Annotated in this window: 15 protein-coding genes and 2 tRNA genes; 13 read left to right on the forward strand and 4 right to left on the reverse strand. The window is 61.3% G+C overall.

All coding sequences use genetic code 11. The annotated features are described in order from the left end of the window. Positions 1 to 25 precede the first annotated feature (25 nt). The 4 genes from JZ00_RS28285 (at position 26) to pdeM (ending at position 5225) form a co-directional block, all read left to right on the forward strand. On the forward strand, positions 26 to 1144 hold the full coding sequence (locus JZ00_RS28285) for a succinylglutamate desuccinylase/aspartoacylase family protein (RefSeq protein ID WP_039594496.1): 1119 nt from the start codon (positions 26 to 28) through the stop codon (positions 1142 to 1144). A gap of 13 nt (positions 1145 to 1157) precedes the next feature. Next, positions 1158 to 1922, forward strand: a complete 765-nt coding sequence (locus tag JZ00_RS28290; protein ID WP_039594497.1) for an ABC transporter ATP-binding protein — start codon at positions 1158 to 1160, stop codon at positions 1920 to 1922. Between the two features lie 160 nt (positions 1923 to 2082). Beyond that, positions 2083 to 4569 (forward strand): ligase-associated DNA damage response DEXH box helicase, encoded by a 2487-nt coding sequence (locus JZ00_RS28295; protein WP_039594498.1) that lies wholly within the window; start codon positions 2083 to 2085, stop codon positions 4567 to 4569. Continuing rightward, positions 4569 to 5225, forward strand: coding sequence for a ligase-associated DNA damage response endonuclease PdeM (gene pdeM, locus JZ00_RS28300; RefSeq protein WP_039594499.1), 657 nt, complete (start codon positions 4569 to 4571; stop codon positions 5223 to 5225). Before JZ00_RS28295 ends, pdeM begins: the two co-directional genes overlap by 1 nt. A gap of 35 nt (positions 5226 to 5260) precedes the next feature. On the opposite strand, the gene JZ00_RS28305 is transcribed toward pdeM, so the two are convergent. Both JZ00_RS28305 and dcd read right to left on the reverse strand, forming a co-directional pair. Continuing rightward, the gene (locus JZ00_RS28305) at positions 5261 to 5467 is read right to left on the reverse strand and encodes a hypothetical protein (protein WP_039594500.1); all 207 of its coding nucleotides are present in this window, start codon (positions 5465 to 5467) and stop codon (positions 5261 to 5263) included. 103 nt (positions 5468 to 5570) lie between these two features. Then, on the reverse strand, positions 5571 to 6137 hold the full coding sequence (dcd, locus tag JZ00_RS28310) for a dCTP deaminase (RefSeq protein ID WP_003184751.1): 567 nt from the start codon (positions 6135 to 6137) through the stop codon (positions 5571 to 5573). Positions 6138 to 6490: 353 nt separating this feature from the next. Between dcd and JZ00_RS28315 the strand changes: the two genes are divergently transcribed. After that, entirely contained in the window at positions 6491 to 6700 is a 210-nt protein-coding gene (locus JZ00_RS28315; protein ID WP_002554837.1) for a cold-shock protein, read from the forward strand. A 134-nt stretch (positions 6701 to 6834) separates the two neighbouring features. Here the strand turns inward: JZ00_RS28315 and JZ00_RS28320 are convergent, their stop codons facing one another. Next, positions 6835 to 7842, reverse strand: a complete 1008-nt coding sequence (locus JZ00_RS28320; RefSeq protein WP_039594501.1) for a DUF481 domain-containing protein — start codon at positions 7840 to 7842, stop codon at positions 6835 to 6837. A 149-nt stretch (positions 7843 to 7991) separates the two neighbouring features. Here JZ00_RS28320 and JZ00_RS28325 point away from each other — a divergent pair, with 149 nt between their 5' ends. The 4 genes from JZ00_RS28325 to JZ00_RS28340 all read left to right on the forward strand — a co-directional run bounded on the left by JZ00_RS28325 (position 7992) and on the right by JZ00_RS28340 (position 12798). Then, a complete protein-coding gene (locus JZ00_RS28325) occupies positions 7992 to 8351 on the forward strand; it encodes an MGMT family protein (protein WP_411829912.1) in 360 nt (119 codons plus the stop codon). Positions 8352 to 8395: 44 nt separating this feature from the next. Next, positions 8396 to 9967: an AmpG family muropeptide MFS transporter gene (locus JZ00_RS28330; RefSeq protein WP_039594503.1), complete on the forward strand. Its 1572-nt coding sequence runs from the start codon at positions 8396 to 8398 to the stop codon at positions 9965 to 9967. Between the two features lie 144 nt (positions 9968 to 10111). Further along, entirely contained in the window at positions 10112 to 11827 is a 1716-nt protein-coding gene (locus JZ00_RS28335; protein ID WP_039594504.1) for a proline--tRNA ligase, read from the forward strand. Positions 11828 to 11844: 17 nt separating this feature from the next. Next, a complete protein-coding gene (locus tag JZ00_RS28340; protein WP_039594505.1) occupies positions 11845 to 12798 on the forward strand; it encodes a hypothetical protein in 954 nt (317 codons plus the stop codon). A gap of 44 nt (positions 12799 to 12842) precedes the next feature. Here JZ00_RS28340 and dinB read toward each other — a convergent pair whose 3' ends face one another. Further along, the gene (dinB, locus tag JZ00_RS28345) at positions 12843 to 13904 is read right to left on the reverse strand and encodes a DNA polymerase IV (protein WP_039594506.1); all 1062 of its coding nucleotides are present in this window, start codon (positions 13902 to 13904) and stop codon (positions 12843 to 12845) included. 281 nt (positions 13905 to 14185) lie between these two features. On the opposite strand from dinB, the gene JZ00_RS28350 reads away from it, so the two are divergent. From JZ00_RS28350 to JZ00_RS28365, 4 genes are all read left to right on the forward strand, one after another. Continuing rightward, positions 14186 to 14262, forward strand: a tRNA-Met gene (locus JZ00_RS28350). Between the two features lie 220 nt (positions 14263 to 14482). Continuing rightward, a tRNA-Met gene (locus JZ00_RS28355) sits at positions 14483 to 14559 on the forward strand. A gap of 225 nt (positions 14560 to 14784) precedes the next feature. After that, entirely contained in the window at positions 14785 to 17352 is a 2568-nt protein-coding gene (gene mprF, locus JZ00_RS28360; RefSeq protein WP_411829983.1) for a bifunctional lysylphosphatidylglycerol flippase/synthetase MprF, read from the forward strand. Continuing rightward, the gene (locus tag JZ00_RS28365; RefSeq protein ID WP_039594508.1) at positions 17352 to 18641 is read left to right on the forward strand and encodes a virulence factor family protein; all 1290 of its coding nucleotides are present in this window, start codon (positions 17352 to 17354) and stop codon (positions 18639 to 18641) included. Before mprF ends, JZ00_RS28365 begins: the two co-directional genes overlap by 1 nt. The last annotated feature ends 10 nt before the right edge of the window (positions 18642 to 18651 follow it).

The raw sequence follows: 18651 nt of genomic DNA on the forward strand, positions 1-18651 counted from the left end.
GCTTCCGTTCAGGACATACACGTAAATGCGCCACCAGATCCATGACCTGCTGGCCCCGCTGCCGGGGACCGCACGCAAGATCCACAGCTTTCACTTCGGCCCGGAAAAAGCCGATGGCAAGATTTATATCCAATCGTCCCTGCACGCCGATGAGCTGCCCGGCATGCTCGTGGCCTGGCACCTCAAGCAGCGCCTGGCCGAACTCGAGGCATCCGGCCATCTGCGGCACGAAATCGTGCTGGTGCCGGTCGCCAACCCCATCGGCCTTGAACAAGTGCTGATGGATGTGCCCCTGGGCCGCTACGAGTTGGAGAGTGGACAGAATTTCAACCGCCGCTTCGTCGACCTGAGCGAAGAGATCGGCAACGAAATCGAAGGTCTGCTGACCGACGATCCGCAGCACAACCTGCAGCTGATCCGCACCAGCCTGCGCGACGCCCTGAATCGGCAGACCGCCAGTACGCAATTGCAATCCCAGCGCCTGGTCCTGCAGCGACTCGCCTGCGATGCCGACATGGTGCTCGACCTGCATTGCGATTTCGAAGCCGTGGCCCACCTCTACACCACGCCCGAAGCCTGGCCGAAGGTCGAGCCGCTGGCGCGTTATATCGGTGCCGAAGCCAGCCTGCTGGCGACCGATTCGGGCGGCCAGTCGTTCGACGAATGCTTCACGCTGCTCTGGTGGCAACTCAAGGAACGTTTTGGCGAGCGATTCGAGATTCCCCTGGGCAGCTTTTCGGTCACTGTCGAGTTGCGTGGCCAGGGAGACGTCAACCATGGCTTGGCGAGCCTCGACTGCCAGGCACTGATCGAATACTTGATCCACTTTGGTGCCATCGACGGCGAACCGGTGCCGTTGCCCGACCTGCCCTACCCGGCCACGCCGTTGGCAGCCGTCGAACCGGTGGCGACGCCGGTCGGCGGGCTGCTGGTCTACAGCGCCCTGCCCGGCGAATACATGGAGGCGGGGCAACTGATCGCCGAGATCATCGACCCGGTCAACGACACCGTCACACCCGTTCATTGCCGTAACGCCGGGCTCCTGTACGCCCGCTCGCTGCGCCGCATGGCCACCGCCGGCATGGTCATCGCCCATGTCGCCGGCACCGAGGCCTACCGCAGCGGCTACCTACTTTCGCCTTGAGGATGCATGCTCCATGTACAAATTGACCATTGAAGGCCTGCATAAAAGCTATGGCGAACATGAAGTGCTCAAGGGCGTTTCGCTCAAGGCCAAGACCGGCGACGTCATCAGCCTCATCGGCGCCAGCGGATCGGGCAAAAGCACCTTCCTGCGCTGCATCAACTTCCTGGAACAGCCTAACGACGGCGCCATGAGCCTGGACGGCCAGTCGATCCAGATGATCAAGGATCATCATGGCATGCGCGTGGCCGACGCCGACGAGCTGCAACGCATCCGCACACGCCTGGCGATGGTGTTCCAGCACTTCAACCTGTGGAGCCACATGACCGTGCTGGAAAACATCACCATGGCACCACGCCGGGTGCTGGGCGTCAGCAAGCAGGAAGCCGATGACCGCGCTCGACGCTACCTCGACAAGGTCGGCCTGCCGGCACGCGTCGCCGAGCAATACCCGGCGTTCCTCTCAGGCGGCCAGCAACAACGCGTGGCGATTGCCCGCGCATTGGCAATGGAGCCAGAGGTCATGCTGTTCGACGAGCCGACGTCGGCCCTGGACCCGGAACTGGTGGGCGAGGTGCTGAAGGTGATCCAGGGCTTGGCCGAAGAGGGCCGGACCATGATCATGGTGACCCACGAAATGAGCTTCGCCCGCAAGGTGTCCAACCAAGTGCTGTTCCTGCACCAAGGCCTGGTGGAAGAAGAAGGCGCCCCGGAAGATGTGCTGGGCGACCCCAGGAGCGAGCGGCTCAAGCAGTTTCTCAGCGGCAACCTGAAGTAAACCTCGACCTCCCCTGAAAATGGAGGGGCCAGGTGCTGTTTCTGTGGCGAGGGGATTTTATCCTCTCGCCACAGGGGTTCTACTGCGCCGATGAAGCATTAAACCTTTCGCATCTCGCCGTGGTCACTGAAAGAAGACCTTCAGGGCGCACGCGGCAGGCATGGCGACATCCAACAATTTCGCGAAACAGTGGTTTGATGCCCGCGGCTGGAAGCCATTCGCTTTTCAACAAAACGTGTGGGCCGCGGTCAAGCGTGGCGAGTCGGGGCTTTTGCACGCCAGCACCGGCGCCGGCAAGACCTACGCCGTCTGGTTCGCCGCCCTCAATCGTTTCGCGCGTTCACTGCCACCGCCGGATAAACCGCGCAAACGCAAACCACCGGCCGAACCGTTGACGGTCTTGTGGATCACCCCCATGCGCGCCTTGGCCGCCGACACTGCCAAAGCCCTCGAAGCACCGCTCACGCCGCTGCAAATCCCTTGGACCGTCGGCCTGCGTACCGGTGATACCAGCGCCAGCGAGCGCGCCCGCCAAGGCCGGCGCCTGCCCACGGCGCTGATCACCACGCCGGAGAGCTTGACCCTGATGCTGGCCCGCGCCGACGCGCAAACCGCCGTTTCGACGTTGCGCATGGTCGTGGTGGATGAATGGCACGAACTGCTCGGCAACAAACGTGGCGTGCAACTGCAACTGGCCCTGGCTCGCTTGCGCCGCTGGCATCCCGAGCTGATCGTCTGGGGAGTCTCCGCGACCTTGGGCAACCAGGCCCACGCCGAACAGGTGTTGATCCCGCAAGGCAACGGGATCAGCGTACAGGGCGCCAACGCCAAGACCCTGCAAGTCGATACGCTATTGCCACCGACTCTGGAACGTTTCCCCTGGGCCGGGCACATCGGCTTGAAAATGCTGCCCCAGGTCGTCGCCGAAATCGATGTCAGCAACAGTTGCTTGGTCTTCACCAACACCCGGGCACAGTCGGAAATCTGGTATCAGGCGATCCTGGAGGCACGTCCGGATTGGGCCGGGCTGATCGCGCTGCATCACAGCTCGTTGTCCCGCGACACCCGGGACTGGGTGGAGCAGGCTCTCAAGGACGGTCAACTCAAAGCAGTCGTATGCACGTCCAGTCTGGATCTGGGCGTGGATTTCCTGCCGGTGGAACGCGTGCTGCAAATCGGTTCGGCCAAAGGCGTCGCACGATTGATGCAGCGTGCCGGACGCTCTGGCCACGCGCCGGGGCGGACCTCGCGAATAACCCTGGTGCCGACCCACAGCTTGGAATTGATCGAGGCCGCCGCCGCGCAGGATGCCGTGGCGCAGCGACGCATCGAGCCCCGCGAATCGCCGCGCAAGCCCTTGGACGTCTTGGTCCAGCATCTGGTCAGCATGGCCCTGGGCGGCGGTTTCACGCCGGATGAATTATTCGACGAGGTACGCGGCGCCTGGGCCTACCGCGACCTGAACCCTGCCGAATGGGCCTGGGCCCTGGCGTTCGTGCGCCACGGCGGCCTGTCATTGACAGCCTACCCTGACTACCGGCGAGTCGAACCGGACGAACACGGTATCTGGCGTGTACCTGACGCCCGTCTGGCCCGGCGCCACCGCATGAGCATCGGCACCATCGTCAGCGACGCCAGCCTGCAACTGAAATTCTGGAGCAAAGGCGGAGGTGGCAAGACCCTGGGCAGCGTGGAAGAAGGCTTTATCGCGCGGCTGCGCCCCGGCGACGGTTTTCTGTTCGCTGGGCGACTGCTCGAATTGGTCCGGGTCGAAGACATGACGGCTTATGTGCGGCGCAGCCAGGCGAAAAAAGCCGCGGTGCCACGTTGGAACGGCGGGCGCATGCCACTTTCCAGCGAACTCGCCGCCGCCGTTGTAGCGCGCCTGAGCGAGGCCGCCGCAGGCCATTTCAAGGGCCCGGAAATGCAAGCGGTGCAGCCGCTTTTATCAACGCAGATGCGCTGGTCCGGGCTGCCCACGCAGGGTTCGTTGCTGGCCGAAGCACTCAAGTCCCGGGAGGGCTGGCACCTGTTCCTGTATCCGTTCGCCGGACGCCAGGTTCATCTCGGGCTCGCCAGCCTGTTGGCCTGGCGCGTCAGTCAGCGACAACCGGTAACGTTTTCCATCGCGGTCAATGACTACGGCCTGGAACTGCTCAGCGCCACCGAACTGGATTGGTCAGCGCACCTGAACCCGGCGCTCCTGCGTACCGACAACCTGCTGCCCGACGTTCTCGCCAGCCTGAATGCCGGGGAGCTGGCCCTTCGGCGCTTCCGCGAGATCGCCCGGATCGCCGGCCTGGTATTCGCCGGTTACCCCGGCGCGCCGAAGAGCACCCGGCAAGTCCAGGCCTCCAGCGGGTTGTTCTATCAAGTGTTCAAACAATACGACGTCGATAACCTGCTGCTGGCCCAGGCCGGCGAGGAAGTCTTGCGCGAAGAATTGGATATACGCCGACTGGAGCAAACCTTGGAACGCCTCGATACGTTGAAGCTGGACCTGCATTTCATCAAGCGTCCTACCCCACTGGCCTTCCCGTTGCTGGTAGAGCGATTGCGCGAAAGCATGAGTTCGGAAAAGCTCGCCGATCGCATCCGCCGGATGGTCACCGACCTGGAACGAACCGCTGATAAAGGAAACGCCTGATGCCTGCGCCCTACCCCGTCAACCTTGCCGGCGAAGAGCTCTGGCTGCTGCCAGAGAAAGCGCTGTATTGGCCAGCCCAGGAAACCTTGATGGTGGCCGACGCGCACTTCGGCAAGGCCGCTGCCTATCGCAGCCTCGGTCAACCGGTGCCCCACGGCACGACGGCGAGCAATATCGCCGTGCTGGATAAATTGCTGGCGAGCCTGCCGTGCCGACTGTTGATTTTCCTCGGGGATTTTCTTCATGGGCCAGGTTCCCATGCCCCTGGCACCTTGAAGGCACTGGCCGACTGGCGTGAAAAGCATCAACAACTCGCCATCACGCTCATACGCGGCAACCACGACAAACGTGCCGGCGATCCGCCGCCGACAATGAATATCCGGGTCGTTCCGGAACCGTTGCTGCTGGGTCCATTCGCCGTGCAACACGAGCCGACGGCGCATGCGAGCCGGCACGTGTTGGCCGGCCACGTACATCCGGTCTATCACCTGGCCGGCAGAGGCAGGCAACGGCTGCGCCTGCCGTGTTTTCGCCTAGGCAGCGACACCAGCCTCCTGCCGGCTTTCGGTGCATTCACCGGAGGCTATCGAGTAGAGCACGACAATGACTGCAAGATATTCGTGGTCGGCGACAACGAAATATGGCCCGTCAGTTGAAGCACATTGGCTTCAGCTGACGGGCCATATCTTGATCAGGCTACGGGCGCAGGAGGCGGCTCGTCGGGAAGCGTCGGTTCACCGGGCTCGGTGGGATCCGTTGGATTGGGGTCAGGATCGGGGTCACCCGGAATGCCGCCTGCCGCTTCAGCAGGATGGGCCAGCAGTGACCAGGCCAGGACGCCGATCTGATTGGGCTCAAGCCTTGCCAGTTCGGCACTGATTCGCGGATCGATCTTCATAGAGCTACTCCTGAGCGAAGGCCCATCGGGCTGACGCAAAAAAAACGGGCAGTACACTTCATAGAGTGCCTGCCCGCCCAGGAATTCCAACAGCTCGTCAGAATCAGGTACGAGGCAATGTCACGCCGCGCTGGCCTTGGTATTTGCCGCCACGATCCTTGTAGGAGACTTCGCACTCCTCATCGGACTCGAGGAACAACATCTGCGCCACGCCTTCGTTGGCGTAGATCTTCGCCGGCAGGGTCGTTGTGTTGGAAAATTCCAGTGTCACATGGCCTTCCCACTCCGGTTCCAGCGGCGTGACGTTGACGATGATGCCGCAGCGGGCGTAGGTGCTTTTACCCAGGCAGATGGTCAGCACGTTGCGCGGAATACGGAAGTACTCGACGGTGCGGGCCAGGGCGAAGGAGTTCGGTGGAATGATGCAAACGTCGCTCTTGACGTCGACGAAGCTCTTTTCGTCGAAGTTCTTCGGGTCGACGGTGGCCGAGTTGATGTTCGTGAACACCTTGAATTCATCGGCGCAGCGCACATCGTAGCCGTAGCTGGAAACACCGAAGGAAATCAGCCGGTCGGCGCCTTCGCCACGCATCTGGCGCTCTACGAAGGGCTCGATCATGCCGTGCTCTTGCGCCATGCGGCGAATCCACTTGTCCGATTTGATGCTCATGGCGGTTTCCTGAAATAGCGAGGTGGAAAAAAACTGTCCGGCATCTTACCGGGGCGCGGGGCGGGTTCAAAGTGCGAGACGCAAATCTCGCCGATCCACCTTGATTTCCGGGGCCCGGCAGCCAACGCGCGTGCCGTCAGTCATTAAAACCGAGAAACCTTCGCAAAGACCATTGGCACGTTCCGGAAAAAGGGTTAAGGTGGCGTCACTGTGCTGCTTGTGTCACTGAGAATCTCTACACGATATGTTGAATTTCGATCCAACCATCTACAAGAATTTTTCCTGCTCTTTGCACTCAGTCTCGGCCAGGGTTCTTCCTGAGTCGCAGTTATCTTTGTTCAAGGAGTTACACCATGTCTAATCGCCAAACCGGTACCGTTAAGTGGTTCAACGATGAAAAAGGCTTCGGCTTCATCACCCCACAATCCGGTGACGACCTGTTCGTTCACTTCAAAGCTATCCAATCCGACGGCTTCAAAAGCCTGAAAGAAGGCCAACAGGTTTCTTTCATCGCTACCCGCGGTCAGAAAGGCATGCAAGCTGAAGAAGTTCAAGTTATCTAACTTGTCCTTGCTTTAGTAAAAGGCCCCGCCCTCAAAAGCGGGGCTTTTTTGTGCCTGTCGGTTTTTCAGTCGCAAAAAAAACCTGAGGGAGCGAGCAAGCTCGCTCCCTCAGGAGTTCGTTGGTTAGCCTGGAATCACCAGGTCACGCCAAACCCGGCCGTATAACGCGTCTTGCTCAGGTCGCTGTCTTCCGTCCCTTCGATCACATCCTTCTCGGCCTTGAGGTTGAGCGATGCCCAGTCGGTCACCTTGTAGCGCAACCCGACCTCGGCGTCATAGGCGTACTCGGCTACGCCGGACAATGGCTTGCCCACTTCGCCATTGGTGAACAACTCGACCCGCTTGCCGATCAGGTAGCGGTTGTAATCCCACTTCATCGCCACGGAATAGAAGTTGTCCGTGCCGCCATCGCGGTATTCGTAATCGGTGCGGTTGAGCAGCGACCCCAGGGAGAATGCCCCCAGTTCATCGTCCCAGAACTGATAACCGGGACCGGTACCCACCACACGCTGGCGAGCCAGGTCTTCGACCTTGTCGCGCTTGTAGTTCAGGCGACCTTGCCAGAACCATTTATCCGTCAGGAACCGGTCGAGGGAGTATTCCAGCCGCCAATTGTCAGCCGACACCACATCGTCCTGGAATTCACGGTTGTATTCGCCTTCGGCGGTGTGCCGCCATCTGCCATGGCGCGCCGAAGTCTTGAAGTCGATATCGTAATCATCGGTATCGGCCTCCGCGCGCTGATAATCCAATGCGGCGTCGATATTGCCTTTCCAGACCAGATCCTCGACCACCGGCTTGGGCTTGAGAATCTGTTGGATACTCGCCAGCTCGACGGTCTTGGGGGCGTCACCGTTGGCCAAGGTCACCTTGCCATCCTCGGCCGCCTGCAACGCCTTGGCCTTTTCGCCAGTGTAGGCGTCCTGCTTGACCAGCAACTGCTGGTCACTCTCAAGGGTCTTGACCTGTTTCCAGTCGATAGGGATCGCGCCGGCGTAATCGGTCTGGATCAGCAGCTTGCCGCCGTCGAAAACAGTGATCTTGCCGCTGAGCTTGTCGCCGTTCTTCAACCAGACGGTATCGGCAAGCAAGGGCATGGAGGCGCTCGTAACAGCTAGGCACAGCAGGGTTCTGGACAACATAAGCGATAATGGGCTCAAGTTTTCGGTGAAAAGGCGGCATTATCCCCCAGGATGACACCTCAGGAACGACTGACCTGCGTATGGATGATGAGTTCATTTATCAACACGCTCTGTAGGAATTAATCTACAGACGGACACTTTCAGGAACCGTGCTTGTGACTGACACTCCTGCGGATACCGAGAACGCCGCCCATATCCGCCGCACCACGCTTTATCTGACCCTCGCGCAGGTGCCCGCCGGCAAGGTCGTAACCTATGGCCAGCTCGCCGAGATGGCCGGCCTGGGCCGCGCCGCGCGCTGGGTCGGACGAACCCTCAGCCAATTGCCGAACGACACCAAGCTGCCCTGGCATCGCGTACTGGGTGCCGGTGGTCGGATCAGCCTGCCGGCGGGCACCGCCTCAGGGGACGAACAACGCGCACGCCTGCGCACGGAAGGGATCAGTATCCTGAACAATCGTGTTGATATTCAGCGCCATGGCTGGCGCCCGGTAGAGCACAGCGGTTAGAGTGCGCGCTTTGTTTTCGCAATTTTTGAGGCAGACTCCAGCCCATGCCCCGTAAAACCTGGCGCGCCGCCCTCGCCGCCTATGCCAGTCCTTCGACGCTCGTGCTGTTGCTGCTAGGCTTCGCCGCCGGCTTGCCGTACATGCTGGTGTTCTCCACGCTCTCGGTCTGGTTGCGCGAAGCGGGCGTGGCGCGCGAGACCATCGGTTACGCCAGCCTGATCGGCCTGGCATATGCCTTCAAATGGGTCTGGTCGCCCTTGCTGGACCAATGGCGCCTGCCATTGCTGGGCAAGCTGGGGCGCCGCCGGTCGTGGCTAGTGCTTTCCCAGGGGCTCGTCATCCTGGGTTTGGTGGGCATGGGCTTCTGCGATCCGCAGAAGCACCTGTCCTGGCTGATCGCAATCGCGGTGATAGTGGCCTTCGCCTCCGCCACCCAGGACATCGCCGTCGATGCCTATCGATTGGAAATCGTCGACGACACCCGCCAGGCCGCGCTGGCCGCCAGCTACATGTCCGGCTACCGGATCGCCGCCCTGCTGGCAACCGCTGGTGCGCTGTTTTTCGCCGAAGGGTTCGGCTCCACCGGGTTCAGCTACAAGCATTCGGCATGGGCCGGCACGTACCTGCTGTTCGGCCTATTGATGGTGCCAGCACTGCTGACCTCGCTGTTCATGCGCGAGCCACCCGTGCCACTGCGCACCCAGCTACAGGCCGGTCGCTATACCTTCGTCCATCAATTGGCGTCGGTCTTCGTCTTGATCGTGCTGCTGGTGTCGGTCCCGGCGATGTTCACCCAGCTCTATAACACCGACTTTGCCAGCGTGCTGTTCGAAGGCGTCAGCCTGCTCGACCTGCTGCTCGAAGATCGGGCCTTCCTGCGCGCCATCCTCTATATCATCCTGACGGCCCTGTGCCTGTCCTCGATGGGCCGTCGTGGCCTGGCACCCGTGCTGACGCCGGTCAACGACTTCATCCTGCGCTACCGCTGGCAGGCACTGCTGCTGCTCGGACTGATCGCCACCTACCGGATGTCCGACACGGTCATGGGCGTCATGGCCAACGTCTTCTACATCGACCAAGGGTTCACCAAGGATCAGATCGCCAGCGTCAGCAAGATCTTCGGGTTGATCATGACGCTGGTGGGCGCCGGCATGGGCGGCCTGCTCATCGTGCGATTCGGCATCTTGCCGATCCTGTTCATTGGGGGCGTATCTTCGGCAGCCACCAACATCCTGTTCCTGATGCTCACGGACATGGGCGCCGACCTGCAGATGCTGATTGTCACGATCTCCCTGGACAATTTCAGCTCGGGCCTGGCGACTTCGGCATTCGTCGCGTACCTGTCCAGCCTGACCAACCTGAAGTTTTCGGCCACCCAATACGCCCTGCTCAGCTCGATCATGCTCCTGCTGCCGCGCTTGATCGGCGGTTACTCCGGGGTCATGGTGGAGAAATTCGGCTACCACGACTTTTTCCTGATCACCGCCCTGCTTGGCGTTCCGACCCTGCTGCTGATCGCGCTGCACTGGTATCAGGAAAACCGCCGCCAGGGCTCGACGTCCGGATCGGAGTCGGAACCGGAATCGCCGCCGACCCGGCCCGCCCAAGAGTCGTAACCCCCAAAGGCGTAGGAAAACTCATCAGGTGCCGAAGAAACCGGCACCTCGATCCGGCGACAGGCCACGCGCCTGTACGCCAGGGCATCTCGCCCGTACAATGCTGCGTCACTTCTCGTCATCAGCAACCGACAACGGCCAACCATGCGCACCAGTCAATTTTTGCTCGCCACACAGAAAGAAACGCCTTCCGACGCCGTCGTGATCAGCCATCAGCTGATGCTGCGTGCCGGCATGATCCGCAAACTCGCCTCGGGCCTGTACACCTGGCTGCCGATGGGCCTGCGGGTCATGCGCAAGGTCGAAGCCATCGTCCGCGAAGAAATGGACGCCGCCGGCTCTCTGGAAGTGTTGATGCCGAGCACCCAACCGGCCGAGTTGTGGCAGGAGTCGGGACGCTGGGAAGAATACGGCCCTGAGCTGCTGCGCATCAAAGACCGTCACGGTCGCGACTTCTGTGCAGGCCCGACCCACGAAGAAGTGATCACCGACCTGATGCGCAACGAGTTGAGCAGCTACAAACAGCTGCCGATCAACCTGTACCAGATCCAGACCAAGTTCCGTGACGAGATCCGTCCGCGCTTCGGCCTGATGCGCGGTCGCGAATTCATCATGAAGGATGCCTACTCGTTCCATGCCGACCTGGCGTCGCTGCAGGTCACCTATGACCGCATGCACCAGGCGTACTGCAACGTGTTCACCCGCCTGGGCCTGAAATTCCGCCCGGTTGAAGCTGACAACGGCTCCATCGGCGGTGCCGGCTCCCACGAATTCCACGTACTGGCCGAGTCCGGCGAAGACGACATTGTCTTCAGCAACGGCTCCGACTACGCCGCGAACATCGAAAAAGCCGAAGCCGTGCCACGGGAAACCTTCCGCGCCGCGCCGACCGAAGAAATGCGCCTGGTCGATACGCCAAACGCCAAGACCATTGCCCAATTGGTGGAAGGCTACAACCTGCCGATCGAACGCACCATCAAGACCTTGATCGTGCGCGCGGAAGAAGAAGGCAAGCTGATTGCCCTGATCGTCCGTGGCGACCACGAACTGAACGAAATCAAGGCGGCCAACCAGCCTGGCGTCGCCAGCCCACTGGTCATGGCCTCCGACGCCGAGCTGCGCGACGCCATTGGCGCCAGTGCAGGCTCCCTCGGCCCGTTGAACCTGCCGTTGCCGATCATCATCGACCGCTCGGTAGAGTTGATGAGCGACTTCGCCATCGGCGCGAACATCGATGACAAACACTACTTCGGCGTGAACTGGGAACGCGACCTGCCGGTTCCAACCGTTGCGGACCTGCGTAACGTCGTGGCTGGCGATCCAAGCCCGGACGGCAAAGGCACCCTGGAAATCAAGCGCGGTATCGAAGTCGGCCACATCTTCCAGCTGGGCGACAAGTACAGCAAGGCGATGAAATGCGAAGTGCTGGGCGAGAACGGCAAGCCGGTCACCTTGCAGATGGGCTGCTACGGCATTGGCGTGTCCCGCGTGGTGGCAGCGGCCATCGAACAGAACAACGACGAGAACGGGATCATCTGGAGCGACACACTCGCGCCGTTCCAGATCGCCCTGGTGCCGCTGCGCTATGAAACCGAACAAGTTCGCGAAGCGACCGACAAGCTCTACGCCGAACTGACGGCCGCCGGCTTCGAAGTGCTGCTGGACGACCGCGACAAGAAAACCAGCCCTGGCATCAAGTTCGCCGATATGGAACTGATCGGTATCCCGCACCGGATCGTGGTCAGTGATCGCGGCCTGGCCGAAGGCAACCTGGAATACAAGAGCCGCACCGAAGCCGAGCCGCAAGCACTGCCGGTCGCCGACGTGCTGTCCTTCCTTCAGGCCCGTATCAGCCGCTGAGACCAGATAGAGACGTCATGTTCAAGCGAAACACCTTAGGCCTTGGGGGCGCCGCGCTGTGCGGCGCCCTGCTGGTCAGCGGCTGCGCCAACCAGATGTCGCAACGCAACGAGCACGAAGAACGGATCGAGCGCAAGCTGCTCGACCATAGCCTGCTGATCGATGTGGGCGAACCCAAGGTGCTCGACTTGCCGCAGCGTCGGGTTCGGATCAATGAGCAGAAGACTTTCGAAGTCACCGAATTCGAAGTCACCCGGCACTATGATCGCTACACGCCCTACCAGCCTTGGCGGGAGGTCTACGAGATTCCGCTGGGCGCGGTGGCGGTGGTCGCAGGTGTCGGCGCGAACGTGGTCAATGTGTTCGCCCTGGGCACCCTGCCTGACACCGCGACCCGCGACTGGATCAGCTACGGCTTCGCCGGCCTGAACCCGTTCATGAACGTACCCTCCAACGGCCGGGCGCAACAGAACCTGGCGGGTATCGATGAAGTCCAACGCGACAAACGCACGGAGCACTCGAGCCTGCCTTGGAGCGAACGCCCGGTGCAGGTGAAGGCCGCTCGCCAGACGTTCGAAATGAGCACGGACCGCAACGGTGTGTTGCGCTTGAACCTGCTGGAAAGCCCGTTCGCCGAGCATGACCTGAGCCAGTTCGGCAAATTGCAGATCAGCGTGACGGATGCCCAGGACGAGGTGCACACCGATTCATCCCTGAGCGTCAGCAGCACGCTGCGCAGCAAGCTGGTCGAAGCCCATGCACTGATCTACGACGACCTGGAAGATGACGAAGTGAGCCAGTGGGTTCACCGGGTCAAACGCCTGTCGGAACTGGGGCTTGAAGAAGAGGCCAGCGAACTTGAACAAAGCCTGATCGAACTGACCCGCAACGATCCGGAACTGCAGGCCGAGTTCCTGAAGGCGCTGACCAAGGACGGTGGACGGTTGGTGGCGGATCCAGGGGCGAGCTGAACCTGCCTGGGCGAGGGGACTTGCCCCCTCACCCCAACAAGCGCTCAACGCTCGAACAACTCCAACTGCTCATACCCGCCCCGCAAATCCTCCAGCCGCACCCCTATGCCCAACAACCGCACCGGCTTACCGCCACGGTTGAATGCCTGGGTCAGCAGCAATTGATAGCTGCCCAAATCCCGCCCAGCCCCAGCCTGCTCCAACGTGGTCTGGGTGAAATCATGGAATTTGACTTTGACGAACGGCTTGCCCGGGCGATAACTGCTGTCGATCCGCCCCATGCGCCCTGCGAGGGTTTGCATCAGCTCCGGCAACTTGTCGAGACAGCTCTTCAGATCGGGCAAATCCACGTCGTAGGTATTTTCCACACTGATGGACTGGCGACGGCTGTCGTTGTGCACCAGACGCTCATCGATCCCACGGGCAAGGCTCCAGAGTCGCTCGCCAAAACTGCCAAATTCGCGCACCAGCGCCAGCTTGTCCCACTCACGCAAGTGCAGGCAATCGGTGATGCCGAGCCTATTCAGTTTGTCGGCGGTCACTTTGCCAACACCGTGGAGCTTGTTTACCGGCAATGCGGAAACGAAATCTTCCACTTGGTCAGGCGTAATGACGAACAAACCGTTGGGCTTCTTCCAGTCGCTCGCGATCTTGGCGAGAAACTTGTTCGGTGCAACGCCGGCAGACACGGTGATGTGGAGCTGATTGGACACACGCCGGCGGATGTCCTGGGCGATACGCGTGGCGCTGCCGCCGAAATGCGCACTGGCGGAGACATCCAGATATGCCTCGTCGAGCGATAGTGGCTCGATCAGGTCGGTGTAATCGCTGAAGATCGTGTGAATTTCCTTCGACGCTTCCCGGTAGGCATCCATTCTTGGCTTGACGATGGTCAGGTCAGGACAAAGTTTCAGCGCATGACCGGATGACATGGCCGAGCGTACCCCATACGCCCGCGCCTCATAGTTACAGGTTGCGATCACGCCACGGCGGTCCGCTGAGCCGCCGACCGCCAATGGCTTGCCGGCCAGCCGCGGATCATCGCGCATTTCGATAGCGGCATAGAAGCAGTCGCAGTCGACGTGGATGATTTTGCGTTGCGTCATAGAAAAGCGGCACATGGGGTTGGATCGGGACGCCAGTATCTCATTCGAATCTGTATATAGCACCAGTACTTTGAAAGATCCTTCAGCGAAACTGGAAAATCCCTACATGAATGGATTTTTTCAATCACCGAGCGCCGGCCAATAGGGCGCCAGCCCTTGCCAGGCGTGCGTCACAGCGCTGTCACAAGGCCCTGACCAGGGCTAACCACTTGAAGCGGAACATGTTTTTCCAAACAGGGGTTGACAGCCTGTCGATCCTCTGTAAAATGCCGCCTCACAGACGCGGGATGGAGCAGCCTGGTAGCTCGTCGGGCTCATAACCCGAAGGTCGTCGGTTCAAATCCGGCTCCCGCAACCAAACATCAAGAAAGGCTACTCGAAAGAGTGGCCTTTTTTGTGCGCGCCTGTTTTATCGTCCTCTGCCAAACCACACCCCTGCCGCCCGTAGCCCTCACTGACGCTTGTAGGACAATTTCCTTTTGTTTTCGCGCATTTAGGCGAATCAGCGGTTTATTTCACCCGGCTCTCTATTAACGGTTGACACTCTGGCGTTCGCCTGTAGAATGCCGCCACACAGACGCGGGATGGAGCAGTCTGGTAGCTCGTCGGGCTCATAACCCGAAGGTCGTCGGTTCAAATCCGGCTCCCGCAACCAAATATCAAGAAAGGCCACTCGAAAGAGTGGCCTTTTTTGTGTGTGTCGAAAAAGCTCCATTACAAATATTTTGTAATTATTTTCCGCCGCAGGGATTGGTAACTTGGCTGGATACCCCCATCCTGTCGCGCATAGCTCAAGAGGTGATTGATGCGCGCCCACTCGTCTGACCCACAAGACACTGTTACTGCAACACAACCGATCAAGGCCGAGCGACTGCGCTGGATGGAGCGGATCAGCCGGTACCGCCAACCCATTGGCCTCGCTGTCACGGTGCTGCTATTTGCAATTGCCTTGATTGCCTGCCGCCATCTGCTGAGCGAACTCGACCTCTACGCCCTGCATGATTCGATCCTCGATGTGCCCAGGCCGGCGCTGCTCGGAGCCATCGCCGCGACCGTGGCCGGTTTCATCATCCTGCTGGGCTATGAATGGTCCGCCACCCGCTACGCAGGCGTGAAGCTACCCCCACAGACCTTGATCCTGGGCGGGTTCAGCGCGTTTGCCATTGGCAATGCCATCGGCCTTTCGTTGCTGTCGGGCGGCTCGGTTCGCTATCGCCTGTACGCCCGCCATGGCCTGGGGGCGGCGGATGTCGCGCACATGACATTGTTCGCCAGCTTGTCCCTGGGCTGCGCGTTACCACCGCTGGCCGCGCTGGCGACGCTGAGCAACTTGCCTGCGGCATCCGCTGCGTTGCATCTTCCAGCTACATTGCTGGGATCGATCGCCGTGGCGGTGCTGCTGCTTACCGGCGTGCTGGCGATGGGTATCTATCGCCGTCGCCTGCCAGAACAACCCTACCGCGACAGTCTGCTGGTCAAGGCCGGTCGCAGGACGCTGCGACTGCCAGGCCGACGCCTGACGTTCCTGCAGTTGGTGATCACTGCGCTGGATGTCGCCGCTGCCGCGACGGTGCTCTATCTGTTGCTGCCCGAAGCGCCACCGTTCGGCCCGTTCCTGCTGGTGTACTTGCTCGCGCTGGCCGCCGGCGTCCTCAGTCACGTGCCGGGCGGGGTCGGGGTATTCGAAGCGATTCTGCTGGCCGCGTTTGCCGATAAACTCGGGGCCGCCCCGCTGGCCGCCGCCCTGCTGCTGTATCGCCTGATCTACGTGCTGCTGCCAATGTTGGTGGCGTGCGTGCTTCTGCTGATCAATGAAGCACAACGACTGTTCCAGACGCGCCAGTCCCTGCGGGCGGCGTCCGGTTTCGCCGCCCCGATCCTGGCGGTGCTGGTATTCCTTTCGGGCGTGGTGCTGCTGTTTTCCGGGGTGACGCCAGAGATCGACACGCGCCTGGAGCACATCGGTTTTCTGATTCCTCATCGATTGGTGGACGCCTCGCACTTTGGCGCCAGCCTGATAGGCGTGCTGTGTCTGTTGCTGGCCCAAGGCCTGCGCCGTCGCCTGTCCGCCGCCTGGATGCTCACCACCGTATTGTTGCTGGTAGGCGCCCTGCTCTCGCTGCTCAAGGGTTTTGATTGGGAGGAAGCCACGCTGCTGACCCTGACCGCTGCCCTGCTCGCGATCTTCCGGCGTTCGTTTTATCGCCCGAGCCGCCTCACCGAGTTGCCATTCTCGCCACTGTTCCTGATCGCTAGCCTTTGCGTCTTGGGCGCATCGATCTGGCTGCTGTTGTTTGCCTATCAAGACGTGCCCTACAGCCATCAACTGTGGTGGCAGTTCACCCTGGATGCCGACGCCCCCCGGAGCCTGCGCTCGCTGTTGGGCGCCGCGGTGCTACTGGTGGCGGTGTCGCTGACCTGGCTGCTGCGCACCGCGCGGCCGGTGATTCACTCGCCCACCGCGCAAGAGCTGGAGCGCGCCAAGACCATTCTCATGGCCTCTTCCCAGCCCGACGGCGGCTTGGCCCTGACCGGCGACAAGGCGCTGCTCTTTCACCCCAACGACGAAGCATTCCTGATGTATGCGCGGCGCGGCCGCAGTCTTGTCGCGCTGTACGATCCGATCGGGCCGAGCCAGCAACGGGCGGAAATGATCTGGCAGTTCCGTGACTTGTGCGACGTCTACCACGCCCGGCCAGTGTTCTATCAGGTCCGCGTCGAGAATCTGCCGTACTACATGGACATCGGCCTGACCGCGATCAAGCTGGGCGAAGAGGCGCGGGTCGACCTCAAGCGCTTCGATCTCGAAGCCAAGGGCAAGGAGATGAAGGACCTGCGCTACACCTGGAATCGCGGCACCCGCGACGGCCTGTCGCTGGAGATCCACGAGCCGGGCCAGGCGCCCATGGATGAGCTGAAAGTCATTTCCGATGCCTGGCTGACCGGCAAGAATGTGCGCGAAAAAGGCTTCTCCCTCGGGCGTTTCAGCGATGATTACCTCAAGCATTTCCGCATCGCGGTGATTCGCTTCGAAGGCCGGCCGGTAGCGTTCGCCAACCTGCTGGAGACCTATAGCCACGAACTGGCGAGCCTCGACCTGATGCGCGCCCACCCGGACGCGCCGAAGCTGACCATGGAATTCATGATGGTCGGCCTCATCCAGCATTACAAAAACCACGACTATGCTCGCTTCAGCCTCGGCATGGTCCCATTGTCAGGCCTGCAGCCAAGGCGCGGCGCACCGCTGACCCAGCGCCTGGGTTCGATGGTGTTTCGCCGTGGCGAGCAGCTTTACAATTTCCAAGGGCTGCGCCGCTTCAAAGACAAGTTCCAGCCTGACTGGGAACCTCGCTACATGGCCGTGCCCGCCGGACTTGATCCGCTGGTGGCGCTGGCTGATACCGCCGCCCTGATTGCAGGCGGCCTGACTGGATTGGTGAAACGCTGATGATGCAACGCTCGTGGCGATACGTAGTGGCCGCCCTGCTGGTGCTGGCTGTGATTCTCGGTGGCGGCTATTGGTATTGGAACCGCCCTGCCCCGCAACCGACCCTGGAACAACTGGAACCCGCCGACGGCGTGCCGATGACCCGCGTCGTTCCCGGCACCAAGCCCCGTGCCCAGGTACTGGTGGCGGTCAATGAAGACCAGAAGCTCAGCGACACCCAATTGACGACCCTCAGCCGCAGCGGCTCGGCAGAAATAGTCCAGGTGATCCTGCCCAAGGACTGCATGTTGCAGGGCCGCGCCCTGCAGGCCGGCCTGAGAGAGTTGCATGGCCCGGCCACGCTGGTCAGCGGCATCGGCCCCGGCGCCGTGCTGGCCTGGCGCTGGCTGGCCGAGCAGAAGGACGACAAGGCCCGGGCCGTCTCGGTGGACCTGGCCCTGGAAAAGCCCGGCTGCACGCACCTGCTGCCCAAGAGCGCCGCCCACGGTCGTTGGCTGGTCGCATGGAACGATAACCCCGACGACACCAGCGCCGGGTTCGTTCGCGATCAATCCAATGCCGAAACCAGCATCAGCGACTACGACATCAACCTGCCGCAGGTGCTGAACAACGAACTGCGCAAGATCCTGGTAGGTGCCGACAAGGGCAAGGGCGGCCTGAGCATCCCGGTGGTGGAAGTGCCCGCCAGCCAGGCCCGGGATACCGTGACCTTGTTCCTTTCCGGCGATGGTGGCTGGCGCGACCTGGACCGCGACGTGGCCGATGAAATGGCCAAGGTCGGCTATCCGGTCGTCGGCATCGACACCCTGCGCTACTACTGGCAGCACAAAAGTCCCGAACAGAGCGCCGCCGACCTGACCGAGCTGATGCAGCACTACCGCCAGGTCTGGGGCACCAAGCGCTTCATCCTGGCCGGCTATTCCTTCGGCGCCGATGTGCTGCCGGCGATCTACAACCGCCTGCCGGCGACAGAGCAGCAGCGGGTCGATACAATCATCCTGCTCGCCTTCGCCCGCACCGGCAGCTTCGAGATTGAAGTCGAGGGCTGGCTCGGCAACGCCGGCACCGAAGCGGCTACCGGTCCGGAAATGGCCAAGCTGCCTGCCGAGAAGGTGGTGTGCATCTACGGTGCCGAAGAGGCCAACGAAAGCGGCTGCACTGACAAGACCGCCGTGGGAGAAGTCATCAAGTTGCCTGGCGGCCACCACTTCGATGAAAACTACCCGGCCCTGGCCAAGCGGTTGATTGGCGAGATAGACAAGCGCCAAGATAAGCCTGCCGTGCAGTAAGCAGGTACAA

Origin of the sequence: Pseudomonas frederiksbergensis (assembly GCF_000802155.2) — a bacterium.
GTDB classification, from domain to species: domain Bacteria; phylum Pseudomonadota; class Gammaproteobacteria; order Pseudomonadales; family Pseudomonadaceae; genus Aquipseudomonas; species Aquipseudomonas frederiksbergensis_A.